The following is an 18,890-nucleotide window of genomic DNA, read 5'->3' on the forward strand; positions in this document are numbered from 1 at the left end:
AATCGACCCGTTAGGGTCCGCCGACTTCCTGTCGCAGCAGCAGCTCCACACGACGGTTGGCGGCACGCCCCTGTGCCGTCTCATTGCTTTCCAGCGGGCGGGTATCGGCATAGCCGACCGCCCGCAGTCGTTCGGCCTGCACCCCCACCTCATCGAGATGGCGCAGCACGGCGATGGCGCGCGCCGAGGAGAGTTCCCAGTTGGAGGGAAAGCGCGCGGTAGAGATGGGGATGCTGTCGGTATGGCCTTCCACGGAAATCTCCCCTTCGAAGGCGTCGAGCACCTCCCGCAGGCTTGCCACCACCTCCCTGCCCTGGGCGGTGAGCTCTGCCTGGCCGCTGGCGAACAGCAGGTTGTCGTCGATGCGCAGGGTGATCCCCTGCTGCCCCTGATCGACGCTGACCCCCTCGATATTGAGTCCGGAAAAACGTGGCTGCAGCCCGTCGTGGCGCGGCTGGATCCCCGGCGATAGACGCCCGGCCACCACCATCGCGGCAAGCTGCGCTTCCGGGGTGATCTGCTGATCGGCCACCCCGCCGTGCTGGCCCCCGTGGGTGGCCATGCCATTTCCCATCATCGAGACCAGCAGCACGAACAGGGTGATCAACAGGGTCAGCACGTCCAGGTAGCTCATCAGCCACCCCTCCCCATCACCGTCTCCGGACATGGGTTGAAGGGTGTCGCGGGTCGTGCGATCAAGCATTCTGCCCGGCCTCGTCAGGATCGCGGCGGCCGGCGGCGGGATCGCGAATCTCATCGTGGTAGTTGGCCACGAAGGAGTTGAGCGTCTCCTCGATGAAGGAGGGCAGGCGCCGCTTGGTGATCAGGGAGATACCCTCGAGCACCATGTTCATGGCGATCAGGCGCTCCTCGGTACGCCGCTCCAATTTCACCGCGATGGGCTTGAACACCAGATTGGCCAGCAGGATGCCGTAAAAGGTGGTCAACAGGGCCACCGCCATGCGCGGGCCGATGACGTGGAGATCCCCCGCTTCCATCACCTCCAGCATGTTCACCAGGCCCACCAGGGTGCCGATCATGCCGAAGGCCGGCGCATAGGTCGCCATGGTGCGAAAGATCTGTGCCTCGGCGTGCTCACGCGCCTTGAGCCGGGCGATCCGCCAGCGCAGCAGATCGAAGATTTCCTGCTCCTTGGTGTTGGCGATCACCAGCTGGATGCCAGTACGCAGGAAGGGGTTGCGGGTCTTCTCCAGGGCCTCCTCCACCGCCCTGACATCCCCTTTGAACCACAGTCGCGACATATCCACCAGCTCCTTGATGTCGTCGCGGGTGTAGGTGTTTTCACGGCGAAAGACCAGTCCCACCAGGCGCACCACGCGCAGCACTTCCCTCAGCGGATAGCTGATGAAGGTGGCGGCCATGGTGCCGGCCAGGACGATGGCAAGGCCGGGCAGGTTCATGAAACTCTGCGGCGACTCGGCGGTGAAGAACAGCACGCTGACCAGCAGAACGATGCTTGCCAGCATGCCGATAATCGTGGATGGATTCATCTAGGGCTCCTGACTGCGGGGCTCGGTCGAGTCTTGATCCATGTCATCGGCCGAAGCGACCAAAACTTGAGGCGAAATCCTCACTCGGCCTCAAGTCACTTCGGCAACGGCCGATAACAAGAGAACAGACCAGTCTCGAGCATACAAGGAGACACCATGCGCCAATGCGCTGAAGTGAAGGGTAAATGTGCCCGTTGTGACGGTGCGCTGCCGTTCGATTTCACCATGGCCTTTCAGCCGATCGTCGATCTGACCTCGGCCCGGGTGACCACCCACGAGGCCCTGGTTCGCGGCCCTGCCGGCGAGTCGGCCTTCAGCATCCTGTCGCAGGTCACTCCCGAGCTGCTCTACCGCTTCGACCAGGCCTGCCGGGTAAGGGCCATCGAGCTGGCCAGCCGGCTGGAGATGCAGGAAGCCCTGTCGATCAACTTTCTGCCCAATGCGGTCTATGAGCCCGAAGCCTGCATCCAGGCCACCCTGGCGATCTCCGAGCAGGTCGGCTGGCCCACCCAGCGGCTGGTCTTCGAGATTACCGAAACCGAGAAGGTGCAGGACCAGCGCCATCTGCAGCGCATCATCGAAGCCTATCGCGAGATGGGCTTTGCCACCGCCCTGGACGACTTCGGCAATGGCTATGCCAACCTGGACCTGCTCACCGAACTGCGTCCCGACCGGCTCAAGCTGGACCGCGTCCTGATCATGGGCTGCGACCAGGACCCGCGGCGCCAGGCGATTCTTCGCTCCCTGGCCGGCCTCGGCCAGACGCTTGCCATCGACATGATCGCCGAAGGCGTCGAAACCCGGGAAGAAGCCCTGTGGCTGGGACGCAACGGCCTGCCCCATCAGCAGGGCTTCTGACTATGCCCGCCCGCAATTCGAAGCCTTGGCCACCGGCCTGGTGCCCAAACTGCAAGCGCTGCGCGAAGCGCTCGCCGCCCCCGAAGGCCCGTAACGGCCAGGCCGTATCATCCAGCGCATCCCGCCGCCGCGATGAGTGGGGCGATTGACGCCGTTCGGTGGGGACGCCTTGGCCAGCATCCCGTATCATGCGAACTATCTGGTCACATGCGCACCGGCAGGGAGGCAGCAAAGTATGACCGAACCGCTCGAGATCGACCCTTGCACTATCGCCCTTCACCCCATCCACGATGCCGATCATCGCCACGTGGCGGATCGTGTCGCCTATCGGCAGCAGCAGGATTCGGAAGGGGACGACACCATGGCGGCCACGGCGCGCGCTCTGGCCAGCGCCGTCTATGAGCTGGGCGATGCCGGCCTGCTGGGCAACCGCACGCTATTCGTCACCCTGCCGAGCCAGTGGCTGGATCGCCCGGAGCTGCTGCCCACCCCGGCACCGCGCATGGCGATTGGCATTGCCGACGCCGAGCGGGTGACCGACACCCTGCTGGGTCGACTGGACGAGGTCCGCGAGCGCGGCTATCGCGTGGTGGTTCCCGCCCGCCTGCTGAAGCAGGATCCCGAGGCGCTGCTGCCCCGAGCCGATATCATCACGCTGATCTCTCCCGACGAGCTCGGCCCCGACCTCCTGGCACCGCTTCCCCAGCGCAAGATCAAGCTGCTGGTGGAAAACATCCGCAACCCCGAGGAGCTGGCACGTTACCGCCATATGGGTTGCCACTTCTACAACGGCGACTACCTGGCGCGCCCCAGCTTCATCGCCGCGCGCCCGAGGGGCCGACACGGCAACCGAGCCGCGCAGATCCGCCTGATCCGGGCCCTCTACGACCACGATACCGACCTGAAGACACTGCAAGAGCTGGTCGTGCAAATGCCGCATCTGCACGTGGCGATTCTGCGCCGGGCCAACTCGAGCTATTTCAATCGCGGCGGCAAGGAGGCCGATCTAGCACGCGGCATGCAGCTGCTCGGCCAGATCGAGCTGCGTCGACTGATCCTTACCCTGACCCTGGCAAGCCTTCAGCCCTCGTCGCGGATCGTGCTGCGCATGGCGCTGCAGCGCGCCTTCATGTGCCGTAACCTCGCGGTCCCATTTGCCGAGCTCGACGCCGAGGACGCCTTCACCACCGGACTGTTCTCGCTGATGGATGCGCTGTTGGAAGAGGACCGCGACACCCTGCTCGAGCAACTACCGCTGAGCCAGCCGATCCTTCGGGCGCTGAGACGCCGCGAAGGGGCGCTGGGGGCGGTGCTGAAACTGTGCGAAGACCATGAGCGCCAGCTGGAGGCATCCGACTCACAGACCCCGCCTGATCGGCTGCACCAGTGCTATCTGGAGGCCCTGGAGAGCACGCGCTCGCTGATGGGCCATCTTTAAGAAAAATCTTCCGTCAATCGCTGCCAGCCAGCCGCGCCCGAAGCCGGCTGACCGCTTGGCTATGCAGCTGGCAGACCCGGGACTCGGTGACCCCCAGTACAGCCCCGATCTCCTTGAGGTTGAGCTCTTCCTGGTAGTAGAGCGCCATCAGGAGTTTTTCTCTCTCGGGTAGCGCCTCGATGCCGGCTACCAGCTGCTGTCGCTTCTGCTCATCGATCAGCTGATTGAAAGGGGTATCGGCAGCGCTGTCCACTATCCCAGGCTCCACCCCCTCCTCGAGCAGCGCCTCGAAGGGCAGCAGGTGGCCGCTGTTGGTGTCGTTGAGCAGCTGGTGATACTCCTCAAGACTCATGTCCAGTTCGGCGGCGATCTCTGTCTCTTCGGCGGGTCGCCCCAGCTGCTGCTCCAGCCGTCTCACGGTTTCATCCACGGCCCTGGCATTTCGGCGTACGCTGCGCGGCAGCCAGTCGCGGCTACGCAGCTCATCGAGCATAGCGCCGCGTATTCGCTGGCTGGCGAAGGTGGCAAAGCTGGCTCCCTGGGCCGCATCGTAGCGCCCCAGTGCCTCGAGCAGCCCCACCATCCCGGCCTGAATCAGGTCATCGAGCTCGATACTCGCCGGCAGTCTCACCTGCAGCGACAGCGCCTGGCGCCTCACCAGCGGCAGGTACTCATCGAGCAGGTCGCGCTGATTTATCTTGCCTCGTGCTGTGTACATGCAGTCGTCTCGCAGCCGTCAGTCCCATTCATAAGCGGTCATCCGGTTTTTATGACTCTTCGCAGACTGGCGTGAACTGGCTCTGTGGGAGGGACGGTTCGACGCCTCGACTTCAGCTCCGGTTCGACGCTTCGACGAAGTAGCGCTCAGCGCTACTCGTAGGGCGCCTGCGGCGCCTTCGCCCGGCAGAGCCGGCCTCCCACCATAAAACCTGCCCAACATGTTCACGCTAAAGTGCGAAGAACTGTTTCTATGGCTGCCTTGCCGGTGGCTGCCGATGATTGACGATCACCTGCAGCCCCTGCAGCGTTATGGCGCGCTGTCGACGATCGAGCAGCGCAAAGCGAAAATGCAGCGGCGCATCGGCCGGCAGTCCCGCCAGCGCCTCGGTCTGGCCGCGCTGGCCCGGCAGTGACACGCAGCGCCCCGGGTGACACAACCAGGCCTGCACATCCTCACCAGGAGGCAGCCGGTACTGCCAGCTAAGTCGCCCGATTTGCTGTCCATGAGCAAGCTCCGGAGCTGGCGCAATGAGGTCGGCCGACCTCGCCGGTCGATCTACCATCGAGACGTGCACAGCCGGCGCCGTAGCCACCCAGCTGCCCGCCGCCAAGGCAGTGGTCGTTGCCAGGTCGCCAATCATCAGACCACCTACCAGCGCCCAAGTCGCCAGCACAGCCCAAGGCCGCCTCGTGAGACGTCCAGGAGGTATCATCTCGCCAGCACCAGCAGCTCGATTCCCAGATAGTGCCACGCCGCGCTGCGCAGGTTGTCGAGCAGCCCCTGACGTCCGATATCCGGCGGATGCACGACCAGCAATCGCTGCGGCCCCCCCACCTCCGCCACCTGCTTGAGCACCCGATAGGCACGCCGAAAAGCTTCAGGGTCACTGTCAACCCAAAGCGCCCAGCGCGGCTGCTGATCCGCCAGCAGCGGCAGATGGGGGCTGTCCACGCCCAGCGCCACAACGCGCCAGGCTCTAGGATCCCCTACCCATTGCCGCCCTTCTTCTGCCCACGCTTCCAAAAGGTCATGGACTCGCTGCGTGTATCGCTCGGCTCTGCCTGGCAGCCCTACCACCATCAGGGTAATCGAGCCATCGGTTCGACTAGTCACTGTGTTGCTAGACGCTGTGCTGCCTGATGCCTTTCCATGCTGCGGCGCGCGCGACGTCGGTGGCCGTTCATTAGGCAAGCCAGATGCCAGCTCCAACAATGCCTCTGCAACATGCAAGGGGCACTGGTCTGCCGAACCGGCCTGTCCCGTGCTGGAAGCCCACTGACGCAAGCCTGCGGCCTGATCCATACCCATTTACCCTGTCTCCTGCTCACCGAGCCCCAAGTGACGAATGGCATCGCGCACCAGGAAAAGTTGTACCAGCGCCTCGAGCAGCGCCACGTCGCGCCGCCGACGACGCCCTCCCGTAAGCCCCAGCAGCTCGGCTCGCAGATCCATGGCCGGCTCATCATCGGCCAGATCCAGATGCACCGCCACGGCCGCCAGGCCACTGGCAAGCAGCAGCCGCACATCCGGGCGCAGCTCGCCCAGCTCGCGCGGGTCGAGTCGCTGCCAGGCCCGCCGGGTCAGCTGCGGCAAGGCATCGCCCTGAAGCTGTGAAAGCAGCAGCGCAGCGGGCTCCCGCCCTAATCTCCCAGGCGTCAACCAGTACCGAGTTGCCAACGCTCTGCCGCTTTCGGCATCGCGCAAGCTGCCGAACCAGGCCTGAGCCGGCATCAGTTCGGCATCGCGCCGATTGCCCTTAGGAGTCAACGCCACCGGCAAGGTCGCCAGCGCCAACCGCGCCGGCGCGCCGCGGAAGCGACAGCCTGTCTCGTCCAGCGGCTCGGCCAGTTCCTTAAGGGCCGACAGCGACTGGCGTTCCCCGGCATGATCGACCCGCTGGCTGCCGCGAACCAGGCTCGACCAGGTGAGCTGCCGCTGCTCCAGCCAGCGGCAGGCCCCTGCGTCGGGAAGTCCGACCAGCAGATGCACGCTGATCCCGAGTCGATATAGCATGTCCTCGAATCTGGCTTGCTGCCCTGCCACTTGGCGATGCTGAAGCAGCGGCAGCGCCAGCCAATGGCCATCGGGGTTGAGCGCCACATCGGGCATCGACCAGTGCTCTCCCTTGATTCCCCGGCGATCGCCCCAGAGCATCCCAAGCGCCTGGCCGTGGGCCGGATAGGCGGCGAGCAGCGCCTCGAGACGCGACTCCTGCACCGAGGTCGGCAGCCCCAGCAGATCCCACACCGCTTCAAGCTCACCAAAGCCATCCAGACGCTGGTGCAACGCTTTGAGGGTCGTTGCCAGCCGACGTCCCTGGCCCAGCAGACTGCGCGAAAGCCCTGAAGGCTCGTTGCTCGGCACAGCCGGCGCCTCTGTCGCCATGGGCACACGGCTCTCCAGGGCCTGGGCAATCAGCGCGTCCGGCTCGGCCACCGACATGTCTTCCGGCACTCGCTGACCATGGGAGACGAACAGCAGGCGAAGGCCATGGCGCATGATGATATCCAGCACCGGACCCAGCCGCCCTGCCTCGTCCTGCTTGGTGATCACGCAGTCCGTCAGCTCAGCGCCCGCGGCCTGAGCTGCCTGGCGGTAGCGAAGCACCACCTCTTCCAGGGTCTCGACCTGGCTGGCCGCGTTGAGGGCCAGCACCAGACGTACCGGGGACTCACCACCGCGCAGGTGTGCCACCTGTTCGATGACTCGCTGGTCGCGCTGACTCATCCCTACGGTATCGATGATCACCCAGGACTTGCCGCGCATACGCTCCAGGAGGTCAGAAACCGGCTGGTCGGCGTTGAGAGCGTACATCGGCACGTCAAGCAGCCGCGCATAGATGCGCAGCTGCTCATGGGCGCCGATACGAAAACTGTCGGTGGTCACCAGCGCCACCGGCCGGGTGCCGTGGCGACGCACATAGCGGGCGGCAAGCTTCGCGGTGGTGGTGGTCTTGCCTACCCCGGTAGGGCCGATCAGGGCGACGATGCCGGTGCGATCCAAGAACGTCGACTCATCCGCGGGCCCCTTCAGCCGCATCTGCAGCTGGCGATGCAGCCAGGCCATGGCCCGCTCGTCCACTGTCTCAAGCGTCCCCAGCTCGTCAGGCAACGTGGCGAGCACCTCCTGGGCCAGCTCGAGGTGAAAACCGGCTTCCAGCAGTACCTGCTGAAGCCTCTCACGCAGGCCACCGCTGACGGTGGTTCGGTTATTCTGCTCTCGGGCCAGCAGGGTGCGCATATCGCGCATTTCCTCGAGCAGGCGAGCGCTCATCGCCTCGAACCCACCGGGCGCAGCTGACGTAGACGAAGCATCGGCGTCCGACGATTCCTGTCCCGAGGCTGGCAATCCAGGCACCGATGATGTGGACGCCTCGCGAAGCTGCCTCGACGGCGATGCTTGTGGCGGCTGCGTAGCGGCATCGGCCGCAGATTCCGTCATGGCCAGGATCTCGACGCCTTCGTCGACCCGGCGGTTGGCCAGGATCAGCGCTTCATCGCCCAGCGCCTCGCGTACCTGGCGCATGGCATCCCGGCTGTTGGCTCCTACGAAACGCATGACGCTCATCGCTTATCGATCTCCCACTCATGTCGACCTGCCATGTCTAACGCCCACCCACCAGTGTGGTGACACGCAGGGTTCGGTCATCGGGAATTTCCGCCTGGGACATCACCACCAGGTGGCGCAGTCGCCGGCGCAGGAAGCGCGACAGCAGCGGGCGCAGGCTGTGCTGCACCACCAGCACCGGCGGTTCACCGCTGGCCTCATGCCGTGCCAGGGCCTGCTCGGCCTGGGTCATCAGCGTCTCGGCGAGCCCGGGTTCCAGAGCACCGTTGCCGTTCATGGCCTGCATCAGCACCTGTTCGAGCTGTGCCTCCAGGCCGATCACGTTCAACGTATCCTGTCCCGGGAACCACTGCTGGGTAATCGCCCGGCCCAGGCTGACACGCACCAGGGCGGTCAGCTCGTTGGGGTCCTGCTGCTGCGGCGCGTACTCGGCCAGAGTATCGAGAATGGTGCGCATGTCGCGAATCGAGACATCCTCGTCGAGCAGGTTCTGCAGGATGCGCTGCAGCGCCGTCAGGCTGACCAGCTTGGGCACCACGTCCTCGACCAGTGACTTCTGCTCCTCGCCGAGCTTGTCGAGCAGCTTCTGTACCTCGGCGCGCCCCAGCATCTCAGCGGCATGACGGTGCAGCAAATGGTTGAGATGGGTGGCCACCACAGTGCCGGCATCCACCACGGTGTAGCCGTAGACCTGTGCGTGCTCCCGCTGACCGCTATCCACCCATACCGCCGGCAGGCCGAAGGCCGGATCCTCGGTGGGCGTGCCCTGCAGCTGGCCGGTCACCTGGCCGGGGTCGATGGCCAGCCACTGCCCTGGGAAGGCATCGGCGCGGCCGATCTCGGCACCCTTGAGAGTGATCACATAAGTGTTGGCGCCCAGCTCCAGGTTATCGCGGATATGCACGACCGGCGGCAAGAAGCCCACCTCCTGGGCAAACTTCTTGCGCACGCTCTTGATGCGCCCGAGCAGTTCCCCCTGCTGGCGCTGATCCACCAGCGGGATCAGCCGATGCCCCACTTCCAGGCCCAGAGTATCCACCAGTTGGACATCGTCCCAGCTCGCTTCCGGCGCCGCGGGTGGTGGTGGCGGCTCAGCGGCGATCTCCTCGGCCACCAGCCGCTGCTCCTTCTGCCGCATCAGCGCCCAGGCCAGCCCGGCAAGCAGCCCGGTAAAGAGCAGGAAGACCAGGTTCGGCATGCCCGGGACCATCCCCAGCATGCCCATTACCAGCGCCGCCAGAATCATCACCTGGGGGTTGACGAACAGCTGGCTGATCATCTGCTGGCCGACATCCTGATCGGTATTCACGCGGGAAACCGTGACACCGGCCGCCGTCGAGATCACCAGGGCGGGAATCTGCGCCACCAGGCCGTCGCCGATGGTCATCAGCGTGTAGGTGCGGGCGGCATCGCCGAAGTCCATGCCGTGCTGCAGCATGCCGATCAAAAGCCCGCCAATAACGTTGACGACCATGATCACCAGGCCCGCCATGGCATCGCCGCGCACGAACTTGCTGGCGCCATCCATGGAGCCGTAGAAATCGGCCTCCTGGGCCACTTCCCCACGCCGTTTGCGGGCTTCGTCTTCGCCTATGAGCCCGGCATTGAGATCGGCGTCGATGGCCATCTGCTTACCCGGCATGGCGTCGAGCATGAAGCGTGCACCGACCTCGGCAATGCGCCCCGCCCCCTTGGTGATGACCATGAAGTTGATGATCACCAGGATCAAGAAGACCACCAGGCCCACGGCGAAGTTGCCGCCCACCAGGAACTGGCCGAAGGCCTCGATGACCTTGCCTGCCGAATCGCCCCCACCGTGGCCCTCCATGAGGATGACCCGGGTGGAGGCGACGTTGAGCGACAGCCGCAGCAGGGTGGTGAACAGCAGCACCGCGGGGAAGGCGGCAAAATCGAGCGGCTTCTGGGTAAACATGCTCACCAGCAGCACCATCACCGCCAGGGCGATATTGAAGGTGAAGAGCATATCCAGCGCAAAGGGTGGCAGCGGCAGGATCATCATGGCCAGGATCATCAGGATCAAGACCGGCCCTGCCAGCAGCTTCATGCGCGCGTCACCCATCCAGTCGGTGCGCCCCAAAAAGTGGCTGAGCGATTTCATTGGCGTGCCCCGCGCGTCTCATCCGCGTCGGCGACGTTGGCATCGCCCGGCGCCGCCATGGAAGGCGGTACCGTCAGATTCTCGGGCGTTGGTGGCACCTCTCCTCCCTCTTGCGTCACATGCTTGAGACGGAAGGCCCAGGCCAGCACCTCCGCCACCGCGGTATACAGATCAAGTGGAATCTCGGCATCGAGATCCACATGGTGGTAAAGCGCCCGAGCCAAGGGGGCGGCTTCCAGTAGCGGCACCCCCGACTCACGGCCAAGCTCTCGAATTCGCCCGGCCACGGCATCGGCCCCCTTGGCGATTACCCTAGGGGCGGCCATACCGCCCTCCTCGTACTTCAACGCCACGGCGTAGTGCGTCGGGTTGGTGATGATCACATCGGCCTCGGGGACCTGGCTCATCATGCGCCCTCTCGCCATGGCCTGCTGCTGCTGACGAATGCGTGCCTTGACATGGGGATCACCTTCGGACTCCTTGTGTTCCCGCTCGACCTCATCCTTGGTCATGCGCAGCTTCTTGGCGTGGCTCCATAGCTGGTACGGCACGTCGATCAGAATCACCACGATCAGCGTCAGCACCATCAGCCCGCAGGCCTGAGCGGCCAGCATCAGCGCACGCGCCAGTGCCTGGGTCGTCGGCTGGTCCAGCAGGGACAGGTACTCGCCGCGATTGAGATACAGAAACGACATGCCCACCCCGCCAACCAGAAACGACTTGGCGATCGCCTTGGCCAGCTCGGCAAGCGCCTGGACGCCGAAGATGCGCTTGAGCCCCTTCATGGGGTTGAGCTTGGACAGCTGCGGCTTGAGCGACTTGGCCGAAATCAGCCAGCCTCCCAACATTGCCGGCGCCACCAGCGCGATGACCGCCAGCAGCAGAAACAGCGGCAGCATGGTCAGCAGCGTGCGCTCGGCAAGCTCCAGGACGTTACTCAGCATTGGGGCCGTTTCGAAGGCCTGCTGCCGCTCGAACAGAAAGGCCTGCTCCATCACCAGCCCCAGCTGATCGTAGAGCATGGCGCCCATGGTCCAGAAGCCCACGACGCCGCCCAGCAGCAGCATGAAGGTGGTCAGCTCGCGGGATCGCGCAACCTGCCCCTCTTCGCGGGACTTCTGCAGGCGTCGTGGCGTGGCCTCTTCTGTCTTTTCCTGATCACTGCTCTCGTCGGCCATGGCCAGCTACCGGGCATTCGGGTGCACAGTGGCCATTGTGGCGGTATGCGGGTAGGGGTAATACGCCAAAAAGCGCCGATGATCGTGGCCTTATCGACCATGAGCATCGGCGCCGAAGCGCGTTCTGGGCAAGGGGCGCGAACGCGTTAGAAGCCTAGCTGATCGAGCAGGTCATCGACCTGATCCTGGTTGGCCACCGTATCGGCCCCTTCGGGTTTGATCTGAGGGCCGTTGAGCAGCCCCTCTTCACGCCGACGGGCGTCATTCTCCCACTGGTCGTTGGCCTTGCGCTGCATCGATTCGCGCCCCTGCTCATCGGGCACATTGTCGATCAGCACCTGGACCAGCTGGTGCTCGATCTCGCGGATGACGTCCATCATCTTCTTGATCACCTGGCCGGTCAGGTCCTGAAAGTCCTGGGCCATCATGATCTCGAGCAGTTCCTTCTGGGTAGCCTGGGTCTTGTCCGGCACTTCCCCCAGATAGGCGCGGGTCTCGGTGACCAGTTCGCGGGCCTGATCGAGCTCCAGGGGCTCGGCGAACCAAGCCGCCCAGCGCTTGTCCAGCGCTTCGGCCCGCTCGCTCAGCGAATCCTGAAGCGGCTGGGCGCGGTCGATGGCGTTCAGTGCCCGGTCGGCCGCCTGCTCGGTCATCGTGGCAACGTAGCTCAGCCGGTCCCGGGCGTCGGGAATGGCGTCGGCCGCCTTCTCGATCTCCTTGTCCAGCCCCAGCTCGCGCATGTTCTCCCTCAGCATGCGTGTCAGCTGACCGATACGCTGCACCAGATCCTCGCCGCCTGACTGCTGGGCCTCGTCTGGCTGCTCGTTTGCGCTCATCGTGTCGTCTCCTGTAAACCGGCGGGCAGCGCCGCCAGCATCACTTGCCCAGTTTCTCGAATATCTTGTTGAGCTTCTCTTCCAGGGTGGCAGCGGTGAATGGCTTGACCACGTAGCCGCTGGCGCCGGCCTGAGCGGCTGCGATGATGTTCTCCTTCTTGGCCTCGGCGGTCACCATCAGCACCGGCAGGTCCTTGAGGGCATCATCGGCGCGAATCTGCTTGAGCATCTCCAGGCCATCGAGGTTGGGCATGTTCCAGTCGGATACCACGAACTCGAAGCTGCCGGAGCGCAGTTTGCTCAAGGCATCCTGGCCGTCCTCGGCCTCCTCGACGTTGGTGTACCCCAGCTCCTTGAGCAGACTGCGAACGATCCGACGCATGGTCGGGAAATCGTCTACCACCAGAAAGCTCATGTTCTTGTCGGCCATCAGGATTCCTCTCTCATATGCATGGCGTCAGATAACGGCGGGCGACCCGCCATCGTGATTCAAAACTCTTCCCATTCGCCTTCGGCAACCGATTCTTCACGGGCAGCGCTGCGCCGACGCGGCTTGGGATCCACCTCGGCCAGCGCGCGCGATGGCGCCGAAGACGACGCAGCCGAACCGGTGCTTGTCTGAGCCTCCCTCGCCGAGGAATCGCCGCCGGCTTGAAGCCCCGACCCGTCACCGGTCAGCCGGAACACGGCCACCGCCTGCTCAAGGCGGCTGGCCTGTTCCTCCAGCGAAGCGGCCGCTGCCGTAGCCTGCTGCACCAGCGAGGCGTTCTGCTGTGTCACCTGATCCATCTGGCCAACCGCTTGGCTGACCTGCTCGATGCCGTCGCTCTGCTCCTGGGAGGCGGCCGAGATTTCATCCATGATATCGGTGACCCGACGCACCGCCTTGACCACGTCGCTCATGGTCTCACCGGCCTCGCGGACCTGCTGGTTGCCGTCGTTGATCTGAGTGACGGAACCATCGATCAGCGTCTTGATCTCCTTGGCCGCCGTGGCGCTGCGGCTGGCCAGGTTGCGCACCTCGCCGGCCACCACCGCGAAGCCGCGGCCCTGCTCACCCGCGCGCGCCGCCTCCACCGAGGCGTTGAGCGCCAGGATATTGGTCTGGAAGGCGATGGAATCGATCATGCCGGTGATGTCGCTGATCTTCTGGGAGCTGTCGGTGATCCCGTCCATGGTGGCGACCACGCGCTGCACCACCTCACCGCCACGCTCGGCGGTGCTCGACGCCTGCTGGGCCAGTCCACTGGCCTGACGGGCATTATCGGCGTTCTGGCGCACGGTAGCGGTGAGCTCTTCCATGCTCGACGCCGTCTCCTCCAGCGACGCGGCCTGTTGCTCGGTGCGCGACGAGAGATCGGCATTGCCGCTGGCGATCTCTCGGGTACCCACGTGAATCGATTCGCTGCTGCCGCGCACTTCACCGACAATGCGCACAAGGCTCTGCTGCATATCGCGCATGGCGGCGAAGAGCTGCCCGACTTCGTTGCGGCTCCCTTCAGGAATCGTCGTTCTGAGATCGGCCTTGGCGATGGTCTGCAGATTCACGACCGCACGATTGAGCGGCCGAATCACGGTGGTGCGCAGGCCAAGATAGACCAGCATCAGCACCACGGCCGCGACCAGCAGGGCGCCCAGCTTGATCCACTCGAACAGGCTGGCCCGAGCGCCGAAGCTAGCCACGGCCGCTTCGCCACTCTGGAAGCCATGACGGACAAAGGCGGTCATGGACTCCCCCAACGCCTCGCCGGGCGCCATGAGCTCCTCGCGCAAGCGATTGAATTGCGGCGTGTCTAGTTCATCGAGGGCGACATGCTGGGAACGGACGCCTTCCAGCATGGTGGCAAAATTGCCCTCCAGCGCCTCGGCCAGGGCCTGGCCCCCATCGGTCTTGGGCACGGCGACAAAATTGGCAAAACGCTGCTCGCTGCGTTCGAGCTGATCCGCGGCAATATCGAGCATCTCATTGGCCTGGGCCATGCGCCCCAGCATGATCTCATTGGACGCAATCTCCAGGTTGACCCGCGCACCGTTGAGCAACGCATCGGCCCGGTTGATCTCATTGAGCTGCTGCACGTTGATCTGGTTGAGCTGCGCCATGGTGTGCCCGGCCTGCCGGTCGGAGAGCGCCGACAGCAGCGCCACCAGCCCGATCAACAGGGCGAAGCTCACCAAGGCCACGATCACGGACACATGAATGCTGATATTGCGAATCAGTCGGCTCATTGCGGCACTTCCTCACTTGACTGGAACAAGAGTTATCGTCGTTATTGTGGTTGTCGAATCAAACCCGCTGAGCCCGCCCCGACGCCGCCACCAGCGACATCAGGCGCTCCGGAATGGCATCCAGGCCGATCACCTCGGCGGCCCCGCCAAGGGCGATCGCCTCACGCGGCATGCCGAACACCACGCAGCTCGCCTCGTCCTGGGCCAGGGTGGACGATCCGGCCTGACGCATCTCCAGCAGCCCGGCGGCACCGTCCTTGCCCATGCCGGTCAGCAGCACGCCGATGGCGTTGCGTCCGGCCTGGGTCGCCGCCGAGTGGAAGAGCACGTCCACCGAGGGCCGATGGCGATTGACCGGCGCCCCGTCATCCAGGCGAGCCACATAGTTGGCACCGCTACGGGCCAGCTTGAGATGGCTGTCACCCGGGGCGATATAGGCATGCCCCGGCAGCACGCGCTCGCCGTCGCTGGCCTCTTTGACGGTGATTCGGCACAGCCGGTCGAGCCGCTCGGCGAAGGAGCGCGTGAAGCCCCCCGGCATGTGCTGGGTAATCAGGATGGCCGGACTGTTGGCGGGCAGCGGCTCGAGCACCGCGCGGATCGCCTCGGTGCCACCAGTGGAAGCACCAATGATGATCAGTTTTTCACTGGAGGTCAGCGGCGCCTTGAGGCGTGTCGGCGCCGGGGCATCCTTCCGCCTGGCCTGGCGAGGCCGCGACTTGGCAGCGGCACGAATCTTCTCGGCGATGTCGTTGGCGTACTCCATCATGCCGCTGCGGATACCCAGCGACGGCTTGGCCACGAAGTCCACCGCCCCCAGCTCCAGGGCACGCAGCGTGACCTCCGAACCGGCCTGGGTCAGCGACGACACCATCAGCACCGGCATCGGCCGCAGCCGCATCAGCCGCTCCAGAAAGTCGAGCCCGTCCATACGGGGCATCTCGACGTCCAGGGTCAGCACGTCGGGGTTGTGCCGCTTGATCAGGTCGCGAGCGACCAGCGGGTCGGGCGCCACGGCCACCACTTCCATGTCGGGCTGCTCGTTGATGATCTCGCTAAGCAGATCGCGAATCAGCGCTGAGTCATCAACGCACAGCACCTTGATCGTGTTCGATCCCAAGGCGGGCCTCCTTGTGTTTCGGGTCGCACCAGGCGACCCACGGCAATCACTGACTTAGATGGGCATCGGCTGCGTGGGTGAAAACTTTAACTCTGAGTCAACAGCGCGACACAACGTCTGTAGCTTCGGACCCCAGGCGCGGCACGCACTGAGAATGCTCAGCGGCGGTCGGCGAGGGTATAGACGGTCTGGCCACGCAGACGAAACGCCTTGCTGATGTAGGAGAAGTTCTCGGAGTGACCGGCAAACAGCAGCCCATCGGGTTTTAACAGCGGCGCAAAGCGCTCGAGAATACGTGCCTGCGTCTCCTTGTCGAAGTAGATCATGATGTTACGACAAAAGATCGCATCGAAGGGTCCTTGCACCGCCCACTTGGGGGCCAGCAGATTCAGGGCCTTGAACTCCACCAGCGAGGTGACTTCGGGACGCACCCGGGCCAGGCCTTCGTGGCGCCCCCGGCCTTTCTGGAAGAAGCGCTTGACTCGCGCCTCGTCGAGCTTGTGCACCTGCTCCACCGGGTAGATACCCGCCCGGGCCCGCTCCAGGGCCTCGGTATCGATATCGGTGGCGACCACCTTGGCGTTGGTCGCCCGCGAGCCAAGCGCCTCCAGCAGCGTCATGGCGATGGAGTAGGGTTCTTCCCGGTGGAGGCCGCCGCGCTCCAGATGCGCACCGGCTCCCGTTTATCGCGCACGTGCGCGGCGAGCAGCGGAAAATGATGCGCCTCGCGAAAGAAGGCGGTGAGGTTGGTGGTCAGGGCGTTGGTGAACGCCTCCCACTCACGCGCCTCGGGCTGGCGCGCAAGGCGCGCCAGGTAGTCGCTGAACCGCGTCATGCCGTGATGACGCAGCCGCTTGGCCAGCCGGCTATACGACCATCTCCCGCTTGTGCTCGGCCAGCACGATCCCCGCCCGCTGATAGATCAGCTCACGAATCTGGCGAAAGTCCTCATCGGTCAGGATCAGGTCGCGCTCCATCTGGCCCGACCCGGACCACTGGCCTGCATCGTTGGCAGGGCCTTCCACTGGCTCGCTCAAAATGTTTCCCACTCCTCTTCGACTGCCGTTCTCTGATCGGCTTCAGCCTTTTCGTCACGCTTGGCGACGTCGTTGCGCGAGCGCGCAGCGGGTAGCGGATCACGCTGCCTCGTCAGCGCCGCGGGTGGTTCGGCTTCGCCGCGACGCTCACCCAAGGGTTCCACTGTCTCCGCGCCTGCCCCGCTCAGGCGGTAGACCCCGATCTCGCGGGCCAGCCGCTCGGCCTGGGTCTGAAGCTCGGCGGCCGCAGAGGCCGTCTGCTGCACCCGGGCAGCGTTCTGCTGGGTCACCTGATCCATCTCGGTGATCGCCTGGTTGATCTGGCCAATACCACCGCTCTGCTCTTCGGAAGCCGCGGTGATCTCACCCATGATGTCGTTGACCCGCTGCGAGGCGGCCACCACCTCACTCATCGCCCCCTCGGCCTGCTGCACCTGGGCGGCGCCGCTCTCGATCTCGCCGTTGGAGGTAGCGATCAGGCCGCGAATCTCCTTGGCGGCATCCGCGCTGCGGCCGGCCAGATTGCGCACCTCGCCCGCCACCACAGCAAAGCCACGGCCCTGCTCGCCGGCCCTTGCCGCCTCCACCGAGGCGTTGAGGGCCAGGATATTGGTCTGGAAAGCGATGGCGTCGATGGTGTTGATGATATCGGTCATCTTACGCGAGCTGGCAGTGATCCGCTCCATGCTCTGCACCACCTCCTGCATCAGGTCGCCGGTCTCACGCACCCGATTGGCATTGTCCAATGCCAGGCCGCTGGCCTGTCGGGCATTGTCGGTGTTCTGCTGCACAGTGGTGGTCATCTCTTCCATGCTCGAGGCGGTCTGCTGCAGAGACGCCGCCTGCTGCTCGGTGCGCGCCGAGAGGTCTTCGTTGCCCTTGGCAATGGACCCGCTGGCCGGCGTGACGATATCCACGCCCTCTTTGATTGTCTGAGTCGTGAGATAAAGACTGTGGCGCATGATGCCAATTGCACTCATCAGCCGCCCCACTTCGTCCTGCTTCATGGCCGGAACCCGCGTGGCCAGGTTGCCGGAGGCGATCTGGAGCGTGACATTCATCGCCCGGCGCAGCGGGATAGTGATCGCCCTCATGATCCACACGCTGATGATCAGCAGCAGCAAAAAGCCGAACGCGAGGAAGCTGGCCTGACCGACCAGCATTTGCCGCTGTCCCTGTTCGGCCGCCTCGGCCATGGAGAGCGCCGATAAGCGCTGCTGCTCCACCAGCTGATTGACCAGACCCGAGAGCGATCCCGCCTCTTCACGCAGGGCGGCGGCGTCGTTATTGAGGGCCATCATGGCATCATAGGCCTCAGGCGCTCCCAGGGCCTCGGCCATGGGCGTCAGATGATCCTGCAGATAGCCAGCAAGCCGGGCATCGAACTCCGCGGCGACCTCGGTGCGATTGACCTCGCGCGCCTGGTACTCCGACCAAAGCCCCCCAAGGCTTTCGCCGATGTCGCCTAGCCGTTCGGCAATGGCCTCGCGCTGATTAAGCAGCTCCATACGCTGGTCCGATGCCAGGCGTTGGGGCCCCTCGCTGATCAGCTGGTCGATCTGTTGCAGGCGAATCACATCCTGCAGGCCGTCACGGTTCAGCTCCGCCACCCGCTCGCCGGATACTTGAAGCCCGTACAGTCCAACCGCCCCGCTGACCGTCAACAGCAGCAGGGCCGAGCAGGTGAGCATCACCAACTTGGCCCGAATGGTGCTCAGGTTGAAGCGCGCCAAACGCCCTACCACGCCGCGCCGCACAATGCGTCCACGACGCAGGGTGAAACGACTTCCCTTGCCATTGCGCAGCGCTTGATAGCGCTGGTCTGCCCGCCGAATCGCCTCGGGCTCTGCCTTGACGCGCACCGAGGTGTAGCCCTGACACTGCCCATCCTCCATGATCGGCGTGACCGTGGCGTCGACCCAGTAATGATCGCCATCCTTGCGGCGATTCTTGACCAGGCCACGCCAACTCTCCCCATCTTGGATAGTCCGCCACAGGTCGGCAAAGGCCTCCTCCGGCATATCGGGGTGGCGGATGAGATTATGGGGCGCGCCCATCAGCTCATCGCGGCGGTACCCGCTGACCTCGATGAAATCGTTATTGACGTAGGTGATGCGCCCCTTGAGGTCGGTCCGAGTGATCAGCAAGTGCTCATCACTCATTGAGTATTCACGCTGCGTCACCGGCTGATTATCGCGCATGGCGTTATGGCTCCCTTACAGCTGAGTCGTTCCCCGCGAACACGAGCCATGCTGCGCGTCAGGGGGCGGCAAACGACC

The 18,890-nt window shown here is 64.6% G+C and carries 15 protein-coding genes and 1 pseudogene; 2 read left to right on the top strand and 14 right to left on the bottom strand.

The genetic code is table 11. From position 1 onward, the window contains the following. Positions 1-10: 10 nt before the first annotated feature. Both ACSJDS_RS13415 and ACSJDS_RS13420 read right to left on the bottom strand, forming a co-directional pair. On the bottom strand, positions 11-703 hold the full coding sequence (locus ACSJDS_RS13415; protein ID WP_473033706.1) for an OmpA/MotB family protein: 693 nt from the start codon (positions 701-703) through the stop codon (positions 11-13). Beyond that, the gene (locus tag ACSJDS_RS13420; protein WP_473033707.1) at positions 696-1,511 is read right to left on the bottom strand and encodes a motility protein A; all 816 of its coding nucleotides are present in this window, start codon (positions 1,509-1,511) and stop codon (positions 696-698) included. Before ACSJDS_RS13420 ends, ACSJDS_RS13415 begins: the two co-directional genes overlap by 8 nt. Before the next feature lie 225 nt (positions 1,512-1,736). Between ACSJDS_RS13420 and ACSJDS_RS13425 the strand changes: the two genes are divergently transcribed. Together ACSJDS_RS13425 and ACSJDS_RS13430 are read left to right on the top strand one after the other, a co-directional pair. Further along, positions 1,737-2,369, top strand: a complete 633-nt coding sequence (locus ACSJDS_RS13425) for an EAL domain-containing protein (RefSeq protein ID WP_473033708.1) — start codon at positions 1,737-1,739, stop codon at positions 2,367-2,369. A 235-nt stretch (positions 2,370-2,604) separates the two neighbouring features. Next, positions 2,605-3,807, top strand: a complete 1,203-nt coding sequence (locus tag ACSJDS_RS13430; RefSeq protein WP_473033709.1) for an EAL and HDOD domain-containing protein — start codon at positions 2,605-2,607, stop codon at positions 3,805-3,807. 13 nt (positions 3,808-3,820) lie between these two features. On the opposite strand, the gene ACSJDS_RS13435 is transcribed toward ACSJDS_RS13430, so the two are convergent. From ACSJDS_RS13435 to ACSJDS_RS13490, 12 genes and pseudogenes are all read right to left on the bottom strand, one after another. Beyond that, positions 3,821-4,525 carry an RNA polymerase sigma factor FliA gene (locus ACSJDS_RS13435; protein ID WP_473033710.1) on the bottom strand — a complete coding sequence of 235 codons (705 nt, stop codon included), beginning with the start codon at positions 4,523-4,525 and terminating at the stop codon, positions 3,821-3,823. A 250-nt stretch (positions 4,526-4,775) separates the two neighbouring features. Continuing rightward, positions 4,776-5,240, bottom strand: a complete 465-nt coding sequence (locus ACSJDS_RS13440; protein WP_473033711.1) for a flagellar protein FlhE — start codon at positions 5,238-5,240, stop codon at positions 4,776-4,778. Then, the gene (locus ACSJDS_RS13445) at positions 5,237-5,479 is read right to left on the bottom strand and encodes a hypothetical protein (protein WP_473033712.1); all 243 of its coding nucleotides are present in this window, start codon (positions 5,477-5,479) and stop codon (positions 5,237-5,239) included. The genes ACSJDS_RS13440 and ACSJDS_RS13445 overlap by 4 nt, the downstream gene beginning before the upstream one ends. Positions 5,480-5,836: 357 nt before the next feature. Beyond that, positions 5,837-8,095 carry a flagellar biosynthesis protein FlhF gene (flhF, locus tag ACSJDS_RS13450; protein WP_473033713.1) on the bottom strand — a complete coding sequence of 753 codons (2,259 nt, stop codon included), beginning with the start codon at positions 8,093-8,095 and terminating at the stop codon, positions 5,837-5,839. 37 nt (positions 8,096-8,132) lie between these two features. Next, a complete protein-coding gene (gene flhA, locus ACSJDS_RS13455; protein WP_473033714.1) occupies positions 8,133-10,214 on the bottom strand; it encodes a flagellar biosynthesis protein FlhA in 2,082 nt (693 codons plus the stop codon). Next, complete coding sequence (flhB, locus tag ACSJDS_RS13460; RefSeq protein ID WP_473033715.1) at positions 10,211-11,392, bottom strand: flagellar biosynthesis protein FlhB; 1,182 nt, start codon at positions 11,390-11,392, stop codon at positions 10,211-10,213. Before flhB ends, flhA begins: the two co-directional genes overlap by 4 nt. Before the next feature lie 146 nt (positions 11,393-11,538). Next, complete coding sequence (gene cheZ, locus ACSJDS_RS13465; RefSeq protein WP_473033716.1) at positions 11,539-12,228, bottom strand: protein phosphatase CheZ; 690 nt, start codon at positions 12,226-12,228, stop codon at positions 11,539-11,541. 40 nt (positions 12,229-12,268) lie between these two features. Then, positions 12,269-12,658 (bottom strand): chemotaxis response regulator CheY, encoded by a 390-nt coding sequence (gene cheY / locus ACSJDS_RS13470; protein WP_238974746.1) that lies wholly within the window; start codon positions 12,656-12,658, stop codon positions 12,269-12,271. A 59-nt stretch (positions 12,659-12,717) separates the two neighbouring features. After that, complete coding sequence (locus tag ACSJDS_RS13475) at positions 12,718-14,454, bottom strand: methyl-accepting chemotaxis protein (RefSeq protein WP_473033717.1); 1,737 nt, start codon at positions 14,452-14,454, stop codon at positions 12,718-12,720. A gap of 58 nt (positions 14,455-14,512) precedes the next feature. After that, entirely contained in the window at positions 14,513-15,574 is a 1,062-nt protein-coding gene (locus ACSJDS_RS13480; RefSeq protein ID WP_473033718.1) for a protein-glutamate methylesterase/protein-glutamine glutaminase, read from the bottom strand. A gap of 158 nt (positions 15,575-15,732) precedes the next feature. Next, positions 15,733-16,551, bottom strand: a pseudogene (locus tag ACSJDS_RS13485) (CheR family methyltransferase). Between the two features lie 56 nt (positions 16,552-16,607). Further along, positions 16,608-18,812, bottom strand: coding sequence for a methyl-accepting chemotaxis protein (locus ACSJDS_RS13490; RefSeq protein WP_473033719.1), 2,205 nt, complete (start codon positions 18,810-18,812; stop codon positions 16,608-16,610). Between the last annotated feature and the right edge of the window lie 78 nt (positions 18,813-18,890).

The sequence above is a fragment of the Halomonas sp. SL18_1 genome (genome assembly GCF_055755715.1).

Coding starts and splice junctions, on each gene's coding strand:
- cheZ (WP_473033716.1), bottom strand. CDS start 12,228: ATGAGCGCAAACGAGCAGCCAGACGAGGCCCAGCAGTCAGGCGGCGAG.
- ACSJDS_RS13415 (WP_473033706.1), bottom strand. CDS start 703: ATGCTTGATCGCACGACCCGCGACACCCTTCAACCCATGTCCGGAGAC.
- ACSJDS_RS13440 (WP_473033711.1), bottom strand. CDS start 5,240: ATGATACCTCCTGGACGTCTCACGAGGCGGCCTTGGGCTGTGCTGGCG.
- ACSJDS_RS13425 (WP_473033708.1), top strand. CDS start 1,737: ATGGCCTTTCAGCCGATCGTCGATCTGACCTCGGCCCGGGTGACCACC.
- flhF (WP_473033713.1), bottom strand. CDS start 8,095: ATGAGCGTCATGCGTTTCGTAGGAGCCAACAGCCGGGATGCCATGCGC.
- ACSJDS_RS13430 (WP_473033709.1), top strand. CDS start 2,605: ATGACCGAACCGCTCGAGATCGACCCTTGCACTATCGCCCTTCACCCC.
- ACSJDS_RS13475 (WP_473033717.1), bottom strand. CDS start 14,454: ATGAGCCGACTGATTCGCAATATCAGCATTCATGTGTCCGTGATCGTG.
- flhA (WP_473033714.1), bottom strand. CDS start 10,214: ATGAAATCGCTCAGCCACTTTTTGGGGCGCACCGACTGGATGGGTGAC.
- ACSJDS_RS13420 (WP_473033707.1), bottom strand. CDS start 1,511: ATGAATCCATCCACGATTATCGGCATGCTGGCAAGCATCGTTCTGCTG.
- flhB (WP_473033715.1), bottom strand. CDS start 11,392: ATGGCCGACGAGAGCAGTGATCAGGAAAAGACAGAAGAGGCCACGCCA.
- cheY (WP_238974746.1), bottom strand. CDS start 12,658: ATGGCCGACAAGAACATGAGCTTTCTGGTGGTAGACGATTTCCCGACC.
- ACSJDS_RS13490 (WP_473033719.1), bottom strand. CDS start 18,812: ATGCGCGATAATCAGCCGGTGACGCAGCGTGAATACTCAATGAGTGAT.
- ACSJDS_RS13435 (WP_473033710.1), bottom strand. CDS start 4,525: ATGTACACAGCACGAGGCAAGATAAATCAGCGCGACCTGCTCGATGAG.